This window comes from Amycolatopsis oliviviridis, assembly GCF_014654365.1.
GTDB classification, from domain to species: Bacteria; Actinomycetota; Actinomycetes; order Mycobacteriales; family Pseudonocardiaceae; genus Amycolatopsis; species Amycolatopsis oliviviridis.
The window spans coordinates 45,149-56,834 of record NZ_BNAY01000005.1; the positions used below are offsets into that span (position 1 = coordinate 45,149).

Below are 11,686 nucleotides of genomic sequence, written 5' to 3' on the forward strand. Positions count from 1 at the left end.
ATCTCCCCTTGCCAAGACCCACCCCTCCTTGACGTCGCCGACGAAAGTGACAACACTTGTTGTCTACCTCGGAGGTGATCCGGATGGGCGAGCGGCTGCCTGACCCCGAACTGTTCCGTCAAGGCGGGTTCCGGGTCGCGTCGAGGCTGTTCATCGACGGCGACATCAGGGGCGACGAGCGTCAGGTGGCCCGGCTGCGGGAGTTCGCGCAGCGCGAGGATCCGGCGGCCGACGTGCTGGTGCCGTTGCTGCGGACAGGGTCTCAAGGACAGTTCGAACAGGCGCTGCGGCAAGGCATCGACAGCGTCGAGAGTCCACCGGAGGCGCTCGAAGCCTTCTTCCGCACCGTCGAGGCGACGCCGTATTGGGTCGATCCGGACCGCCTCGACCGCGGGGCGCGGGCGATCACGCGCGCCGGATTGCTCGGGCTCTTTCCGCTCGGCGACGTCTCGCTGATGGGCGGCTATCTCGCGTCGCGCGCCACGAAGTCGCTCGTCGGGACAGGCGAGATCGAATACAAGGCGTCACGTCGTCTTGTCGAGACGGCGACCTGGTGGATCCACGTGACCACGCCGGGCGCGCTGGTGCTCGGCGGGCGCGGGTACGAGTCCGCGTTGCGGGTCCGGATCGTGCACGCCCACGTCCGCTCGGCCATGAATCGTCGCGAGGACTGGGATTACGCCGCTTGGGACAAGCCGGTCAACCAGGTCCAGACCGCGGGCACGCTCCTGCTCTTCTCCCTCGTCTACGTCTTCGGCACGCAGCTGCTCGGGCTCCGCTACAGCGCCCGCGAGCGCGCCGACATCCTGCACCTTTGGCGTTACGTCGGCTGGCTGATGGGCGTCGACGAGGAACTCCTGCCCGCCGACGAGGAGGACGCCTGGCGGCTGCTGTGGCTGCTCGCCACCACCGAGTTCATCCCCGACGACGACTCCAAGCGGCTCGCCGCGGCGCTCATGAAGTCCCACGCCGGGATCGGCGAGGGCCGGGGCGCGCTCGGCAAGGTCCTCGCGCACGTGTCGGTCGCGGGACACGGGGCGATCAGCAGGCTCCTCCTCGGCAAGACCAACGCCGACTTCCTGGAACTGCCCGACGACCCGATCGCGCAGGCGGCCGTGGTCGCGGTGGCGGGGGTCAACTTCGCCGCCGAGACGGTCCGGCGGGTGGTGCCCGGGGCGACGGCGCTCCAGGAACTGATCGGGGCCGCCGGGCGGCGCCACTACCTCCGGCAGGTCACCAAGGTGTTCCGGCCCGACACCACCTACGGCAGGCACATGAAGGCCGCTTGACTACGCTGAGCGCGTGCTCCTCAGCGACCGTGACCTCCGTAAAGAGCTCGACGCCGGCCGTCTCGGCGTCGACCCGTTCGACCCGACCATGGTCCAGCCGTCGAGCATCGACGTGCGCCTCGACCGCTTCTTCCGCGTGTTCGACAACAGCAAGTACACGCATATCGACCCGCAGCTCCAGCAGGACGAGCTGACCTCGCTGGTCGAGAAGGAAGGCGAAGATCCCTTCGTCCTCCACCCCGGCGAGTTCGTGCTGGGCTCGACGTACGAGACCGTCACGCTCGCCGACGACCTCGCCGGCCGCCTGGAGGGCAAGTCCTCCCTCGGCCGCCTCGGCCTGCTCACCCATTCCACCGCGGGCTTCATCGATCCCGGCTTCTCCGGCCACATCACCCTCGAACTGTCGAACGTGGCCAACCTGCCGATCACGCTCTGGCCGGGGATGAAGATCGGCCAGCTCTGCATCTTCCGGCTGTCCAGCGCGGCGGAGTTCCCGTACGGCTCGAACGAGGCCGGCTCGCGCTACCAAGGGCAGCGGGGACCGACCCCGAGCCGCGCGTACAAGAACTTCCACCGCGTCGACACCTGGAGGTAGCGCGGTCAGCTCACGGGGGCTTCCCAGTCGATCCGGTGCCGCCACATGAAGGCGTTCGGATCCTCCGCGGGCGGGTTCTTGAACGCCCGTGAGAGGAAGAAGTCCCGGATCACCCGTCCGACGGGGCCGGCCGCTTTCGCGTCGCCGTTGCGCTTGCCACGCTCGACGACGGCCTCGACGCGCTCGCGTCGCAGTCGTTCGTAGGCGGCGAGCGCCTCCGGGATCGAGGGCACGTCGCGCAGGCATCGCGCCAGCGTGACGGCGTCCTCGATCGCCATCGCGGCGCCCTGTCCCGCAGCCGGTGAGGTCGCGTGGGCGGCGTCGCCGATGACGACCATCCGGTCCGTCCGCCAGGTCGGCACGTTCGGGAAGTCGTACGTCGCCCACGGCCGGTAGACCTCCCGTGTCGCGCGCACGATCTCGACGGCCGGGGTGCGGTCCACCGCCAGCTGCCGGATCAGGTCCTCGCGCCAGGCGTCGCCGGTCATCGCGGCGAGCTCGGCCTGCGACGGATCCTGCTTCCGGGGCACGTTCGCGAACCACCAGACGCCGCCGTCCGGGTGGACGACGTGCGCGAAGAACAGCCGCTTGCCGAAGGTCATGTGCATGACGCCGGGTTCGTCGTCCAGCCGCAGGCCCTCGGCCAGCCCGCCCGTGTTCAGGAGGGGCACGTAGCGCGGTGAGGGCGCCCGCGGGTCGATGATCTCCCGCACCCGCGACCGGAGCCCGTCCGCGCCGACCAGAAGATCGCCTTCGGACGCCGAGCCGTCCTCGAACGTCGCGCGCACGCCGCCGCCGGTGTCTCGCGCGTCGGCCAGACGCTTGCCGTAGCGGACCTCGATGCCGCGTCTGACGGCTTCGTCGCGAAGGGCGACGTACAGGTCGGAGCGCAGCACGGTCTGGCTCACCGTGCCGTCTTCCAACTGCCCGCCGAGCGCGAAGTCCGCCAGCTCACGCCCGTTCCCCAGGTGCATCTTGATCCGCGGCGTAGCGAATCCCAGGTCTTTGACCAGGCATTTCAGTCCCAACGGCGCCAGTGCGTCGAGTCCGTTCACCGCGAGGGTCAGGAACGCGCCGACCCCTTCCGCGGTCCGGTCGTACGCCTCGTGGATCACCGGCTCGTGGCCGGTCTCGTGCAGTGCGATCGCCGTGATCGTGCCCGCGATACCCCCGCCGGCGATCAGTACCTTCGCCATGTAGTTCACCCCATCGAATCTCTTAGAAACTAATTCGTTCCATCGAACTAAAGACTCCGCTAGGCTGGCTGACGTGTCAAGCGAGCGAGCGGAACTGGTCGAGCGGATCCTCGGCGGATCGCGGGCGCTGTCGACGGAGACGGTCATGTTCCACGCGGCGATCGCCGAACAGGGCGGCCTCTCGGCCGTCGAGAGCAAAGTGGCCGACTACCTCGCCCGTTTCGGTCCTCAGACGCCGAAGGCGCTTTCGCAGCTCTCGGGGCTCGCGCCGGCGTCGATCACCGCGCTCATCGACAGGCTCGTGAGCAAGGGGGTCGTCACGCGGAAGCCGCATCCCGAGGACCGGCGGAAGGTGCTCATCGAGATCGACGGGGCGATGATGGCCGCCGCCGCGCCGCTGTGGGATCACCTGGTGAAGCGGGTCCGCGAGGCTTGCGAGGGGTACACGGAGGGTGAGCTGGAGACGGTGCTCCGGTTCCTGGCCGACGCGACCGCGATCACCCACGAGTCGACGGAAATGATCACTCAAAGACAGGGCACCCAGCGCGACCGCTGACCGGTATTACTACTTTCGGGGGTATTGCCGTAACCAGTTCGTGATAGTTTTCGGCCTCGTGTCCCCCAATAGAACACGAAGCCGGTTACTGCTTGTCACGCTCAGCGTTCTGCTGGGCGGGGTGATCGCGAGCGCGAGCTACCTGATGGTGACCGACCGGTTCCAGGGCACCGCGTTGAGCAACCTGTCGCTGAGCGTCCCCGACACCAAGGGCAGACCCGGCGACGCCCTCGCGAAGCCTCCCGCCTACTTCGGGCAGACGTCCGCTCCGGCACCGGGTGACCCCGCGCCCGGCTCCGCCGCCGCTCCGACGTCGTCCTCGGCGGCTCCCACGTCTTCCTCCGCTCCGCCCAGCTCTTCCTCCGCCGCGGCCGAGCCGCCCAAGCCTTCCGAGGCCCCCAAGCCCACCCCGAGCAAGGCCCAGGACCCGCCGCGCTCGCAGGACAGCTCGCTCGCCGGTCAGGTCATCGATCTCGTCAACTCCGAGCGCGCCGACGCGGGCTGCTCGCCGGTGAGCAACGAAGCGCATCTCGCCGCCGCCGCGCAGGGCCACAGCGACGACATGTCGGCCAGGAACTACTTCTCGCACACCACGCCGGAAGGCACCACGTTCGACCAGCGCATCCGCGCCGCGGGCTACGACAAGCCCGGCGCCGAGAACATCGCGAAGGGCCAGTCGAACGCCGCCAAGGTGATGGACGCCTGGATGAACTCCGAGGGCCACCGCGCGAACATCCTCAACTGCAAGCTGAAGAAGATCGGCGTCGGCGTCAACACCAAGGGCATGTACTGGACGCAGAACTTCGGCTACTGACCCTTCTGCCACCGCTCGGCGATCTCGCCGTAGCGGGCCAGGACCGTCGCGCGCAGCTCGGGATCCGTCCGCGGGACCGGTTCGATGAACACCTCGGTGACGTCGCCGAACTCCCGTGTCAGCTCGGTCGCCATCCGGACGCAGGCGCGTTCGACGTCGGCCGCGCCGAGTGAGTCGTCGAAGTCGACGCGGGCGCAGACGAGAACCTGATCGGTGCCCATCAGCATGGTCTGGAGATCGACCACGGCCTCGATCTCGGGCGCGCCCATCAGGTGGTCTCGCACCCCGCGCACCAGCCTCGGATCCGCCTGCCTGCCGATCAGCAGGCCGCGGTTGGTGCGCCCGAGCACGTAGGCGACCAGCGCCAGCAGCACCCCGATCGCGATCGACGCCGCACCGTCCCAGACGTGCGACCCGGTGAGCTGGTGCAGCCCGATCCCGGCGAACGCGAGCAGCAGGCCGATCAGCGCGGCCGAATCCTCGAACAGGACGGTCTTCGGTGCCGGGTCGTCGATCATCCGCAGATAGACCGAGATCTTCTGGCCCGCTTCGGCGGCGTCGCGCCGCACCTGCCGCACGGCCTGGAACCACGACACGGACTCGAGGACGAAAGCGATCGCGAGGACGACGTAGCCGACGATCGGATCGGTCTGTTCGGTCTCTTCGCCGAACACGGTCGAGAAGCCTTCGTAGAGCGCGAACATCGCGCCGGAGGCGAAGATCGACACCGCCGCGAGCAGCGACCAGAAGTACCGTTCCTTGCCGTAGCCGAAGGGATGGACGCGGTCGGCCGGGCGGTCGGAGCGTTTCAGCGCGGTCAGCAGGAGTACTTCGGTGATCGTGTCGGCCACCGAGTGCGCGGCCTCCGAAAGCATCGCGCCGGAGCCGGTGATGATCCCGGCGATCAGTTTCAGCACGGCGATGGCGAGGTTGACCCCACCCGCCAGCACCACGGTCAGGGTGCTTTCACCACCGGATTCTTCACTCACCTCGCGTAGCGTAGTGCGAGTGGGCCGATCTCACAGGCGACGCAAACCCTGCAGGACCCGTTCCATCAAGGCGAGTGCCGGATGACCGTCGAATTCAGCCTGTGTTTCATGAACGGTAACCAAGCCGAGCTCGGCCATATCACCCAAAAGGACCTTTGCGACGCCGAGCGGAACGCTTAGTGACGCTGCCACTTCCGCGACGGAAGTCGGACGGCGGCACAGTGATCGGACCGAATGGAATTCGACGCTGAACCCGGGCGCGCTCCAGGGCGCGTCGTTCCGGACGGAGATCATCGCTTCGATGGCGAAGTTCCGCTTGGCCTGCGTGCGTCCGCCCGTGCGGACGTACGGGCGGACGCGCGTGCGTTGCTTTTCCTGCCGCGGCGGCCGCCGGGCGGCCGGGATGCTGGGGATGGTCGCTTCCTGGGCCATTCTGGCGAGTGCCGCGGCCGAAGGGAGGCGGGCGGGTACGCGCAGCGTCGACGATCCCGGCATCGCGAGGCGGTGTCCCTTGCCCGGACGGAGTTCGTGACGGTTGCCCATTGATTTTCCTCGCCCCTTTTTTTTTCGGCCCTGCTGCCGTACCGCCTAAAGCAACCTCGTGGACGACAACGGCAACGAGGAAACGCCAGCCTATCGCCACGGTGTACCGCCGAACGGGTAATGGGAACGGAATAATCGCGTAAGGATAAAACAAGAGGGAACATTCTCTCGCATTATGTGCGAGAGAATGTTCCCTCCGACCTCGATGTTCTACTTGTCTTCCTCCGGAAGCGGCGTCCCGGTGGCCGTTTCGTCGGTGGGCACGTCGGCCTTCCCGTCGAGTTCAGCATCTGAGACACCGTCCAGGGACGGCGCTCCAGCCGGGACCAGCTGCGGCTCCGGCTTGCGCTTGACGGCGGTCAGCAGCAGCTGTGCGACGTCGACGACCTCGACCTTCTCGCTCGCCTGTCCGTCGCTCTGGCGGGCGGTGACGCCGTCGGTGAGCATGACGCGGCAGAACGGGCAGCCGGTCGCGATCTTCGACGGCGCGGTGCCGAGCGCCTCGTCCACGCGCTCGACGTTGATCCGCTTGCCGATCTTCTCTTCCATCCACATCCGCGCGCCGCCGGCGCCACAGCACATCGACCTGTCGCCGTGCCGCGGCATTTCGCGCAGCTGCGCGCCCGAAGCGCCGACGAGCTCGCGCGGAGCGTCGTAGACCTTGTTGTGGCGGCCCAGGTAGCACGGGTCGTGGTAGGTGACGTCCTCGGCGACCGGGGCCACCGGGGTCAGGTGCTTCTCCCGCACCAGGCGGTTGAGCAGCTGCGTGTGGTGCACGACGTCGAACTGGCCGCCCAGTTCCGGGTACTCGTTCGCGAGGGTGTTGAAGCAGTGGGCACAGGTGACGACCACCTTGCGCGCCTTGCGTTCGCGGCCCTCGAACACCGAGTTCAGGATCTCGACGTTCTGCTGCGCCAGCATCTGGAACAGGAACTCGTTGCCGGCGCGGCGGGCCGGGTCACCGGTGCAGGACTCCTCCGAGCCGAGCACGGTGTACTTCACGCCCGCGATGTGCAGCAGTTCCGCGACGGCGCGCGTGGTCTTCTTCGCGCGGTCCTCGAACGCGCCGGCGCAGCCGACCCAGAAGAGGTACTCGGTGTCGCCGAGGTCGCCGTCGAACACCGGCACCTCGAAGTCCAGGTCCTCGGTCCAGGCGAGCCGGTCCTTGGCGTTCTGGCCCCACGGGTTGCCCTTGTTCTCCAGGTTCTTGAACATCCCGTTGAGCTCGCTGGGGAACGCGGACTCGATCATCACCTGGTAGCGGCGCATGTCGACGATGTGGTCGACGTGCTCGATGTCCACCGGGCACTGCTCGACGCACGCGCCGCAGGAGGTGCAGGACCACAGCACCTCGGGGTCGATGACGCCGCCGTCGTCGCCGATGAGCGCCTTCTGGGACTCGGCGATCGCGAGGACGTCGATGCCCGCGTACATGTCGTCGCCCTTGTCGGACAAGCCGACCTCGTCGCCCGCCATGTCGCGCTTGCCGCCCGCGAGCAGGTACGGCGCCTTCGCGTAGGCGTGGTCACGAAGCTGCGTGATGAGCAGCTTCGGCGAAAGCGGCTTGCCGGTGTTCCAGGCGGGGCACTGCGACTGGCAGCGGCCGCATTCGGTGCAGGTGGAGAAGTCCAGCCAGCCCTTCCAGCTGAAGTCCTCGATCTTGCCGACGCCGAAGGTGTCCTCGTCCGGGTCCGCCTCTTCGAGGTCGAGCACCTTGCCGTTGCTCATCATCGGCTTGAGCGCGCCCAGCGCGACGCCGCCGTCGGCCTCGCGCTTGAAGTAGATGTTGAAGAAGGCGCTGAAGCGGTGCCACGCGATGCCCATGGTCATCGTGCGCGCGACGACGATCAGCCAGATCGTGGCGCTCATCAGCTTGACGAAGGCGAACACCGTGACCAGGTCCGGGCTGGACGGCAGCAGCAGGCCGAGCGGGTGCGAGACGAACGCGGCCCAGACCGGGGTGTCGTGGACGCCCAGCGCGGACTTCGCGGCGCGGACGCCGATGATGCCGATGCCCTCGATGAGCACGACGGCCTCGATGAAGTACGCCCACTTGAAGTTGGAGCCCTGGAAGCGGGACTGCCGGTCCGCGCGGCGCGGGTGGTTCTTCTGCCGGATCCCCATCAGGATCAGGATGCCGACGATGGTGCCGACCCCGAGCAGCTCCATGAGCAGCTGGAACAGCGACCAGTCGTCGAGGATCGGCCAGCCCCACGTCGGGACGAAGACCTCGCCGTAGGCCTCGAACAGGGCGAGCGACCCGAGCAGGAAGCCCCACATGACCAGCCAGTGCGCCGGTCCGACGCTCTTGACCTTGTTCATCCGGGTGTGCGCGGCGAATTCCTTGATCAGGGTCTTCATGCGCGGGATGAACGGGCCGTTGCGGGTCGCGTCCGGCTGACCGAGGCGGATCACCCGCACGAAGCGGGCGATGGTCGCGAAGAACATTCCCCAGGCGACGACGCCGAGCAGGACCGCGATCCCGCCGAGCGTCAGCTGTACAGCGCCCATCTTCGGGTGCCTTTCGTCCGAGTGAAGCGTGTGGTGGTTCGGGCAGACTAATGCTTCTTACTGATGGGTAACCCACTGACCGCGCCCAAGTCCCACCGATGTGGTGTACGCCTCTCTTTGTTTTAAGACGATCGTCCAGGTAGTTTTTGTGTCATGGGTGCGTACCTTCTCCTCGCTTTCGCCATCGCCGCGGAGGTGACGGCCACGGTCTCGTTGAAGCTTTCCGAGGGCTTCTCCAAGGTCGGGCCGTCGATAGTCGTCGTGGTCGGCTACGCCTTCGCGTTCGTCGCGCTCGCGTACGTTCTGAAGGCAGGCGTGCCGGTGAGCATCGCCTACGCGATCTGGGCCGCGGCCGGTGTCGCGCTGGTGGCGGCCGTCGGGATCGTGTTCTTCAAGGAACCGGTCAACCTCTCCGTCATCGCCGGGCTGGTGCTGGTGGTCGGCGGGGTCGTGTTGATCGAGGCAGGGAGCGCGCACTAAGTGAAGATCCAGGTCGACGGCCGGAAGGCCAGGGGTGAGAAGCGGCGCGACGAGATCATCGCTGCCGCGCTGCGGGTGATCGAACGGGACGGCGTCGCCGGCGTCACCCATCGGACGGTCGCCGCCGAGGCGGGCGTACCGACGGCGTCGACGACCTATCACTTCTCCAGCCTCGACGACCTGCTGATCGCGACCCTCATCTCGTGCGCGCGGGACATGGCGACCGAGGTCTACTGGATGATCGACCGCGCCCGGTCGCGCGGCAGCCGGGGCGCGGAGGAGGTCGCCGGGCTGCTCGCGGAGGCGCTGGGCCCGCGGCGCGGGCGGACGATGGCGGAATACGAGCTGTACCTGCTGGCCGCGCGCAAACCCGAGCTGCGGCCCGCCGCGCGGCGCTGGCTGGACGTGCTGACCTCGATGGTCCGGCACGACGACGAGGTCGCCTTCCGGGTGTTCCTCGCCGGTATCGACGGTCTCCTGATCCAGGGCCTCATCGACGACGAGCCGCCGTCCGCGGAGGAACTGCGGCCGGTGGTGGACTACCTGCTGAAACCTCGTTGACCCGCTGGGTAGCTTCGGATCATGAGGACTGTCGGCGCATACGAACTGGATGACGACCCGGCACGGGTGGACCTCGACGTGGTGTGGAAGTGCCTGTCCACCGACGTCTACTGGGGCAAATGGCGAGACCGTGAGCAGGTCGAGAAGGTCTTCAGGAACGCTTGGCGCGTCGTGGGCGCGTACGAGACTTCTAGTGGACGTCTCGTCGGCTTCGCGCGGGCGTTCTCGGACACCATCGGCAGTGCGTACCTGGCGGACGTCTTCGTCGTCGACGAGGCGCGCGGCGCGGGGCTCGGCAAGGAGCTCGTCCGGGAGATGATCGACAACGGGCCGGGCGCGGAGTTCCGGTGGATGCTGCACACCGCCGACGCGCACGGGCTGTACCGGCGATTCGGCTTCGGGGATCCGCCCGAGGGGCAGTACATGGAGCGGACGCGGGCGAACGGCCAGGTCTAGCACGGACTGGAACACAGAGCGCGGCGTGCGCAAAGGCGTGAGCCGCGTGATCAGGGACGTGACTCGCGTGATTGGAGGCCGCACTCGGGTGTTCCGCCTCTGATCACGCGAGTTCCGCCTTCGGTCACGCGAGTCACGCCGCTGGTCACGTGAGTGCGGTCTCGCGTCGGTCGTGAGTGGCGATTCGGGTTAGAACCCGAATCGCCACTCACGACCCGCTGTACCGATCAGCCCTTGTTCTCGTGCAGGGCCGTCAGCGTCGCCCGGCCGATGGCGTGGCCGAAGAGGTTGAAGCCCAGCAGCGCCGGGGTGGCGTCCTCGCCGACGTCCAGCTTTTCGACGTCGACGGCGTGCACCGCGAAGATGTACCGGTGCGGCCCGTGCCCGGGAGGCGGGGCGGCGCCGAGGAACTGCTTCACGCCACCGTCACCCTTCAGGGTCACAGCGCCCTTCGGCAGACCGGAGCCCGCTTCGTCGCCCGCGTTCGCGGCCAGCGCGGTCACCGAGACCGGGATGTCGAACACCGCCCAGTGCCAGAACCCGCTCGCCGTCGGGGCGTCGGGGTCGTAGCAGGTCACGGCGAAGCTCTTGGTGCCCTCGGGGAAGCCCTCCCAGGACAGCTGCGGGGAACGGTCTTCGCCGCCCGCGCCGAAGATCCCGGAAAGCTGGGGTGTCGGCAGGAAGCCGCCTTCTTCGATGTCGATGCTGCTCAAGGTGAAGGCAGGCAGATCGGGCAGGAAGTCGTACGGATCGGGTGCCTGCGGCATGCGTCCTCCTGGTCGTGGATCAGATGACGGAGCCAGGTTATGACCCCGAGGACCCCGGTGCGGGTTCAGGGACGAATCCGGGGGTTACCCCTATGTCCAACCCGCCGCGCTGCCCTTAGCGTCGAGTTACACGAAAACCTGCTCTGGAGGGACTCAAGACCATGGCGCGCCCACTCCTCGCCTTCGGCGGCATCGCTTTGATCGGCGTCGGTGTGCTCACCGGTCTCGGCTGGTGGTGGCCGTCCGACGCGGAGGCGACCGCCGAGCTCGCCCAGCAGATCAAGAGCGTCCGCGTCGACAACGACGAGGGCGCCGTCAAGATCCGCACGGGCAGCGGTCCGGTGAGGGTCCACCAGGAGTTCGAGTATCGCTGGAACAAGCCGGGCGACGCGTACCGCGTGGAGGGGGACACCCTGGTTCTCGCCGGCTGCGGCACCAGCTGCGAGGTCGCTTACGACGTGACCGTCCCGGTGGGGATCCCGGTCTCGGGCAAACTGGACTCGGGGTCGCTCCAGATCGCCGGAGCGTCCACTGTGGACGTCACGGTCGACTCCGGCTCCGTCTCCGTGGCGGATGTGCCGGGCACGGTGAAGGTCCGGTCCGACGCCGGTCGCGTCGAGCTGGAGAACATCGGCCAGGCCGTCACCGTGCAGGCGGCTTCCGGTGCCATCAAGGGGGAACGGCTCGGTGGCAACGTCGAGGCCCGCAGCGACAGCGGCCGTATCGAACTCGAACTGGTCAAGGGCGCCGACGTCACGGCGCGGACCGCCAGCGGTTCGGTCGAGGTCACCGTTCCGGCGGGCGACTACAACGTCACCGGCACCACCGACAGCGGCCGCCGCGACATCGACGTGAACCAGTCCGGTTCGGCCCAGCACAAACTCGATCTCAACACCGACAGCGGAAGCGTCAAGGTCAAAGCGGCCTGA

The 11,686-nt window shown here is 67.9% G+C and carries 13 protein-coding genes; 8 read left to right on the forward strand and 5 right to left on the reverse strand.

Annotation, left to right across the window (positions count from 1 at the left end; all coding sequences use genetic code 11):
- Positions 1–83: 83 nt before the first annotated feature.
- Both IE302_RS21855 and dcd read left to right on the forward strand, forming a co-directional pair.
- A complete protein-coding gene (locus IE302_RS21855) occupies positions 84–1,289 on the forward strand; it encodes an oxygenase MpaB family protein (RefSeq protein ID WP_191256369.1) in 1,206 nt (401 codons plus the stop codon).
- A 13-nt stretch (positions 1,290–1,302) separates the two neighbouring features.
- Positions 1,303–1,884: a dCTP deaminase gene (gene dcd, locus IE302_RS21860; RefSeq protein ID WP_016338162.1), complete on the forward strand. Its 582-nt coding sequence runs from the start codon at positions 1,303–1,305 to the stop codon at positions 1,882–1,884.
- 5 nt (positions 1,885–1,889) lie between these two features.
- On the opposite strand, the gene IE302_RS21865 is transcribed toward dcd, so the two are convergent.
- Positions 1,890–3,080: an FAD-dependent oxidoreductase gene (locus IE302_RS21865; protein WP_191256370.1), complete on the reverse strand. Its 1,191-nt coding sequence runs from the start codon at positions 3,078–3,080 to the stop codon at positions 1,890–1,892.
- 73 nt (positions 3,081–3,153) lie between these two features.
- Between IE302_RS21865 and IE302_RS21870 the strand changes: the two genes are divergently transcribed.
- Together IE302_RS21870 and IE302_RS21875 are read left to right on the forward strand one after the other, a co-directional pair.
- Positions 3,154–3,636: a MarR family winged helix-turn-helix transcriptional regulator gene (locus tag IE302_RS21870; protein ID WP_191256371.1), complete on the forward strand. Its 483-nt coding sequence runs from the start codon at positions 3,154–3,156 to the stop codon at positions 3,634–3,636.
- A 121-nt stretch (positions 3,637–3,757) separates the two neighbouring features.
- Positions 3,758–4,450: a CAP domain-containing protein gene (locus IE302_RS21875; protein WP_191256901.1), complete on the forward strand. Its 693-nt coding sequence runs from the start codon at positions 3,758–3,760 to the stop codon at positions 4,448–4,450.
- Here the strand turns inward: IE302_RS21875 and IE302_RS21880 are convergent.
- The 3 genes from IE302_RS21880 to IE302_RS21890 all read right to left on the reverse strand — a co-directional run bounded on the left by IE302_RS21880 (position 4,444) and on the right by IE302_RS21890 (position 8,493).
- A complete protein-coding gene (locus tag IE302_RS21880) occupies positions 4,444–5,439 on the reverse strand; it encodes a cation diffusion facilitator family transporter (RefSeq protein ID WP_191256372.1) in 996 nt (331 codons plus the stop codon). The two genes, IE302_RS21875 and IE302_RS21880, sit on opposite strands and share 7 nt — an antisense overlap.
- A 30-nt stretch (positions 5,440–5,469) precedes the next feature.
- Positions 5,470–5,871 (reverse strand): DUF742 domain-containing protein, encoded by a 402-nt coding sequence (locus tag IE302_RS21885; protein WP_229907896.1) that lies wholly within the window; start codon positions 5,869–5,871, stop codon positions 5,470–5,472.
- Positions 5,872–6,192: 321 nt separating this feature from the next.
- Positions 6,193–8,493 carry a (Fe-S)-binding protein gene (locus IE302_RS21890; protein WP_191256374.1) on the reverse strand — a complete coding sequence of 767 codons (2,301 nt, stop codon included), beginning with the start codon at positions 8,491–8,493 and terminating at the stop codon, positions 6,193–6,195.
- Between the two features lie 153 nt (positions 8,494–8,646).
- Between IE302_RS21890 and IE302_RS21895 the strand changes: the two genes are divergently transcribed.
- Genes IE302_RS21895 through IE302_RS21905 form a run of 3 tightly spaced genes read left to right on the forward strand, consistent with a single transcriptional unit; the run spans position 8,647 to position 9,990 of the window.
- Positions 8,647–8,973 (forward strand): DMT family transporter, encoded by a 327-nt coding sequence (locus IE302_RS21895; protein ID WP_191256375.1) that lies wholly within the window; start codon positions 8,647–8,649, stop codon positions 8,971–8,973.
- Positions 8,974–9,534, forward strand: a complete 561-nt coding sequence (locus tag IE302_RS21900) for a TetR/AcrR family transcriptional regulator (protein WP_005168568.1) — start codon at positions 8,974–8,976, stop codon at positions 9,532–9,534.
- 21 nt (positions 9,535–9,555) lie between these two features.
- Positions 9,556–9,990 carry a GNAT family N-acetyltransferase gene (locus IE302_RS21905; RefSeq protein WP_191256376.1) on the forward strand — a complete coding sequence of 145 codons (435 nt, stop codon included), beginning with the start codon at positions 9,556–9,558 and terminating at the stop codon, positions 9,988–9,990.
- 227 nt (positions 9,991–10,217) lie between these two features.
- Here the strand turns inward: IE302_RS21905 and IE302_RS21910 are convergent, their stop codons facing one another.
- The gene (locus IE302_RS21910) at positions 10,218–10,757 is read right to left on the reverse strand and encodes a YbhB/YbcL family Raf kinase inhibitor-like protein (RefSeq protein ID WP_191256377.1); all 540 of its coding nucleotides are present in this window, start codon (positions 10,755–10,757) and stop codon (positions 10,218–10,220) included.
- A 161-nt stretch (positions 10,758–10,918) separates the two neighbouring features.
- Here IE302_RS21910 and IE302_RS21915 point away from each other — a divergent pair, with 161 nt between their 5' ends.
- Positions 10,919–11,686, forward strand: a complete 768-nt coding sequence (locus IE302_RS21915) for a DUF4097 family beta strand repeat-containing protein (protein WP_191256378.1) — start codon at positions 10,919–10,921, stop codon at positions 11,684–11,686.

Excerpts from the sequence above, each read along its gene's own strand:
- IE302_RS21915 (WP_191256378.1), top strand. The coding sequence starts at position 10,919 with ATGGCGCGCCCACTCCTCGCCTTCGGCGGCATCGCTTTGATCGGCGTC.
- IE302_RS21865 (WP_191256370.1), bottom strand. The coding sequence starts at position 3,080 with ATGGCGAAGGTACTGATCGCCGGCGGGGGTATCGCGGGCACGATCACG.
- IE302_RS21895 (WP_191256375.1), top strand. The coding sequence starts at position 8,647 with ATGGGTGCGTACCTTCTCCTCGCTTTCGCCATCGCCGCGGAGGTGACG.
- IE302_RS21905 (WP_191256376.1), top strand. The coding sequence starts at position 9,556 with ATGAGGACTGTCGGCGCATACGAACTGGATGACGACCCGGCACGGGTG.
- IE302_RS21885 (WP_229907896.1), bottom strand. The coding sequence starts at position 5,871 with ATGGCCCAGGAAGCGACCATCCCCAGCATCCCGGCCGCCCGGCGGCCG.
- IE302_RS21890 (WP_191256374.1), bottom strand. The coding sequence starts at position 8,493 with ATGGGCGCTGTACAGCTGACGCTCGGCGGGATCGCGGTCCTGCTCGGC.
- IE302_RS21855 (WP_191256369.1), top strand. The coding sequence starts at position 84 with ATGGGCGAGCGGCTGCCTGACCCCGAACTGTTCCGTCAAGGCGGGTTC.
- IE302_RS21910 (WP_191256377.1), bottom strand. The coding sequence starts at position 10,757 with ATGCCGCAGGCACCCGATCCGTACGACTTCCTGCCCGATCTGCCTGCC.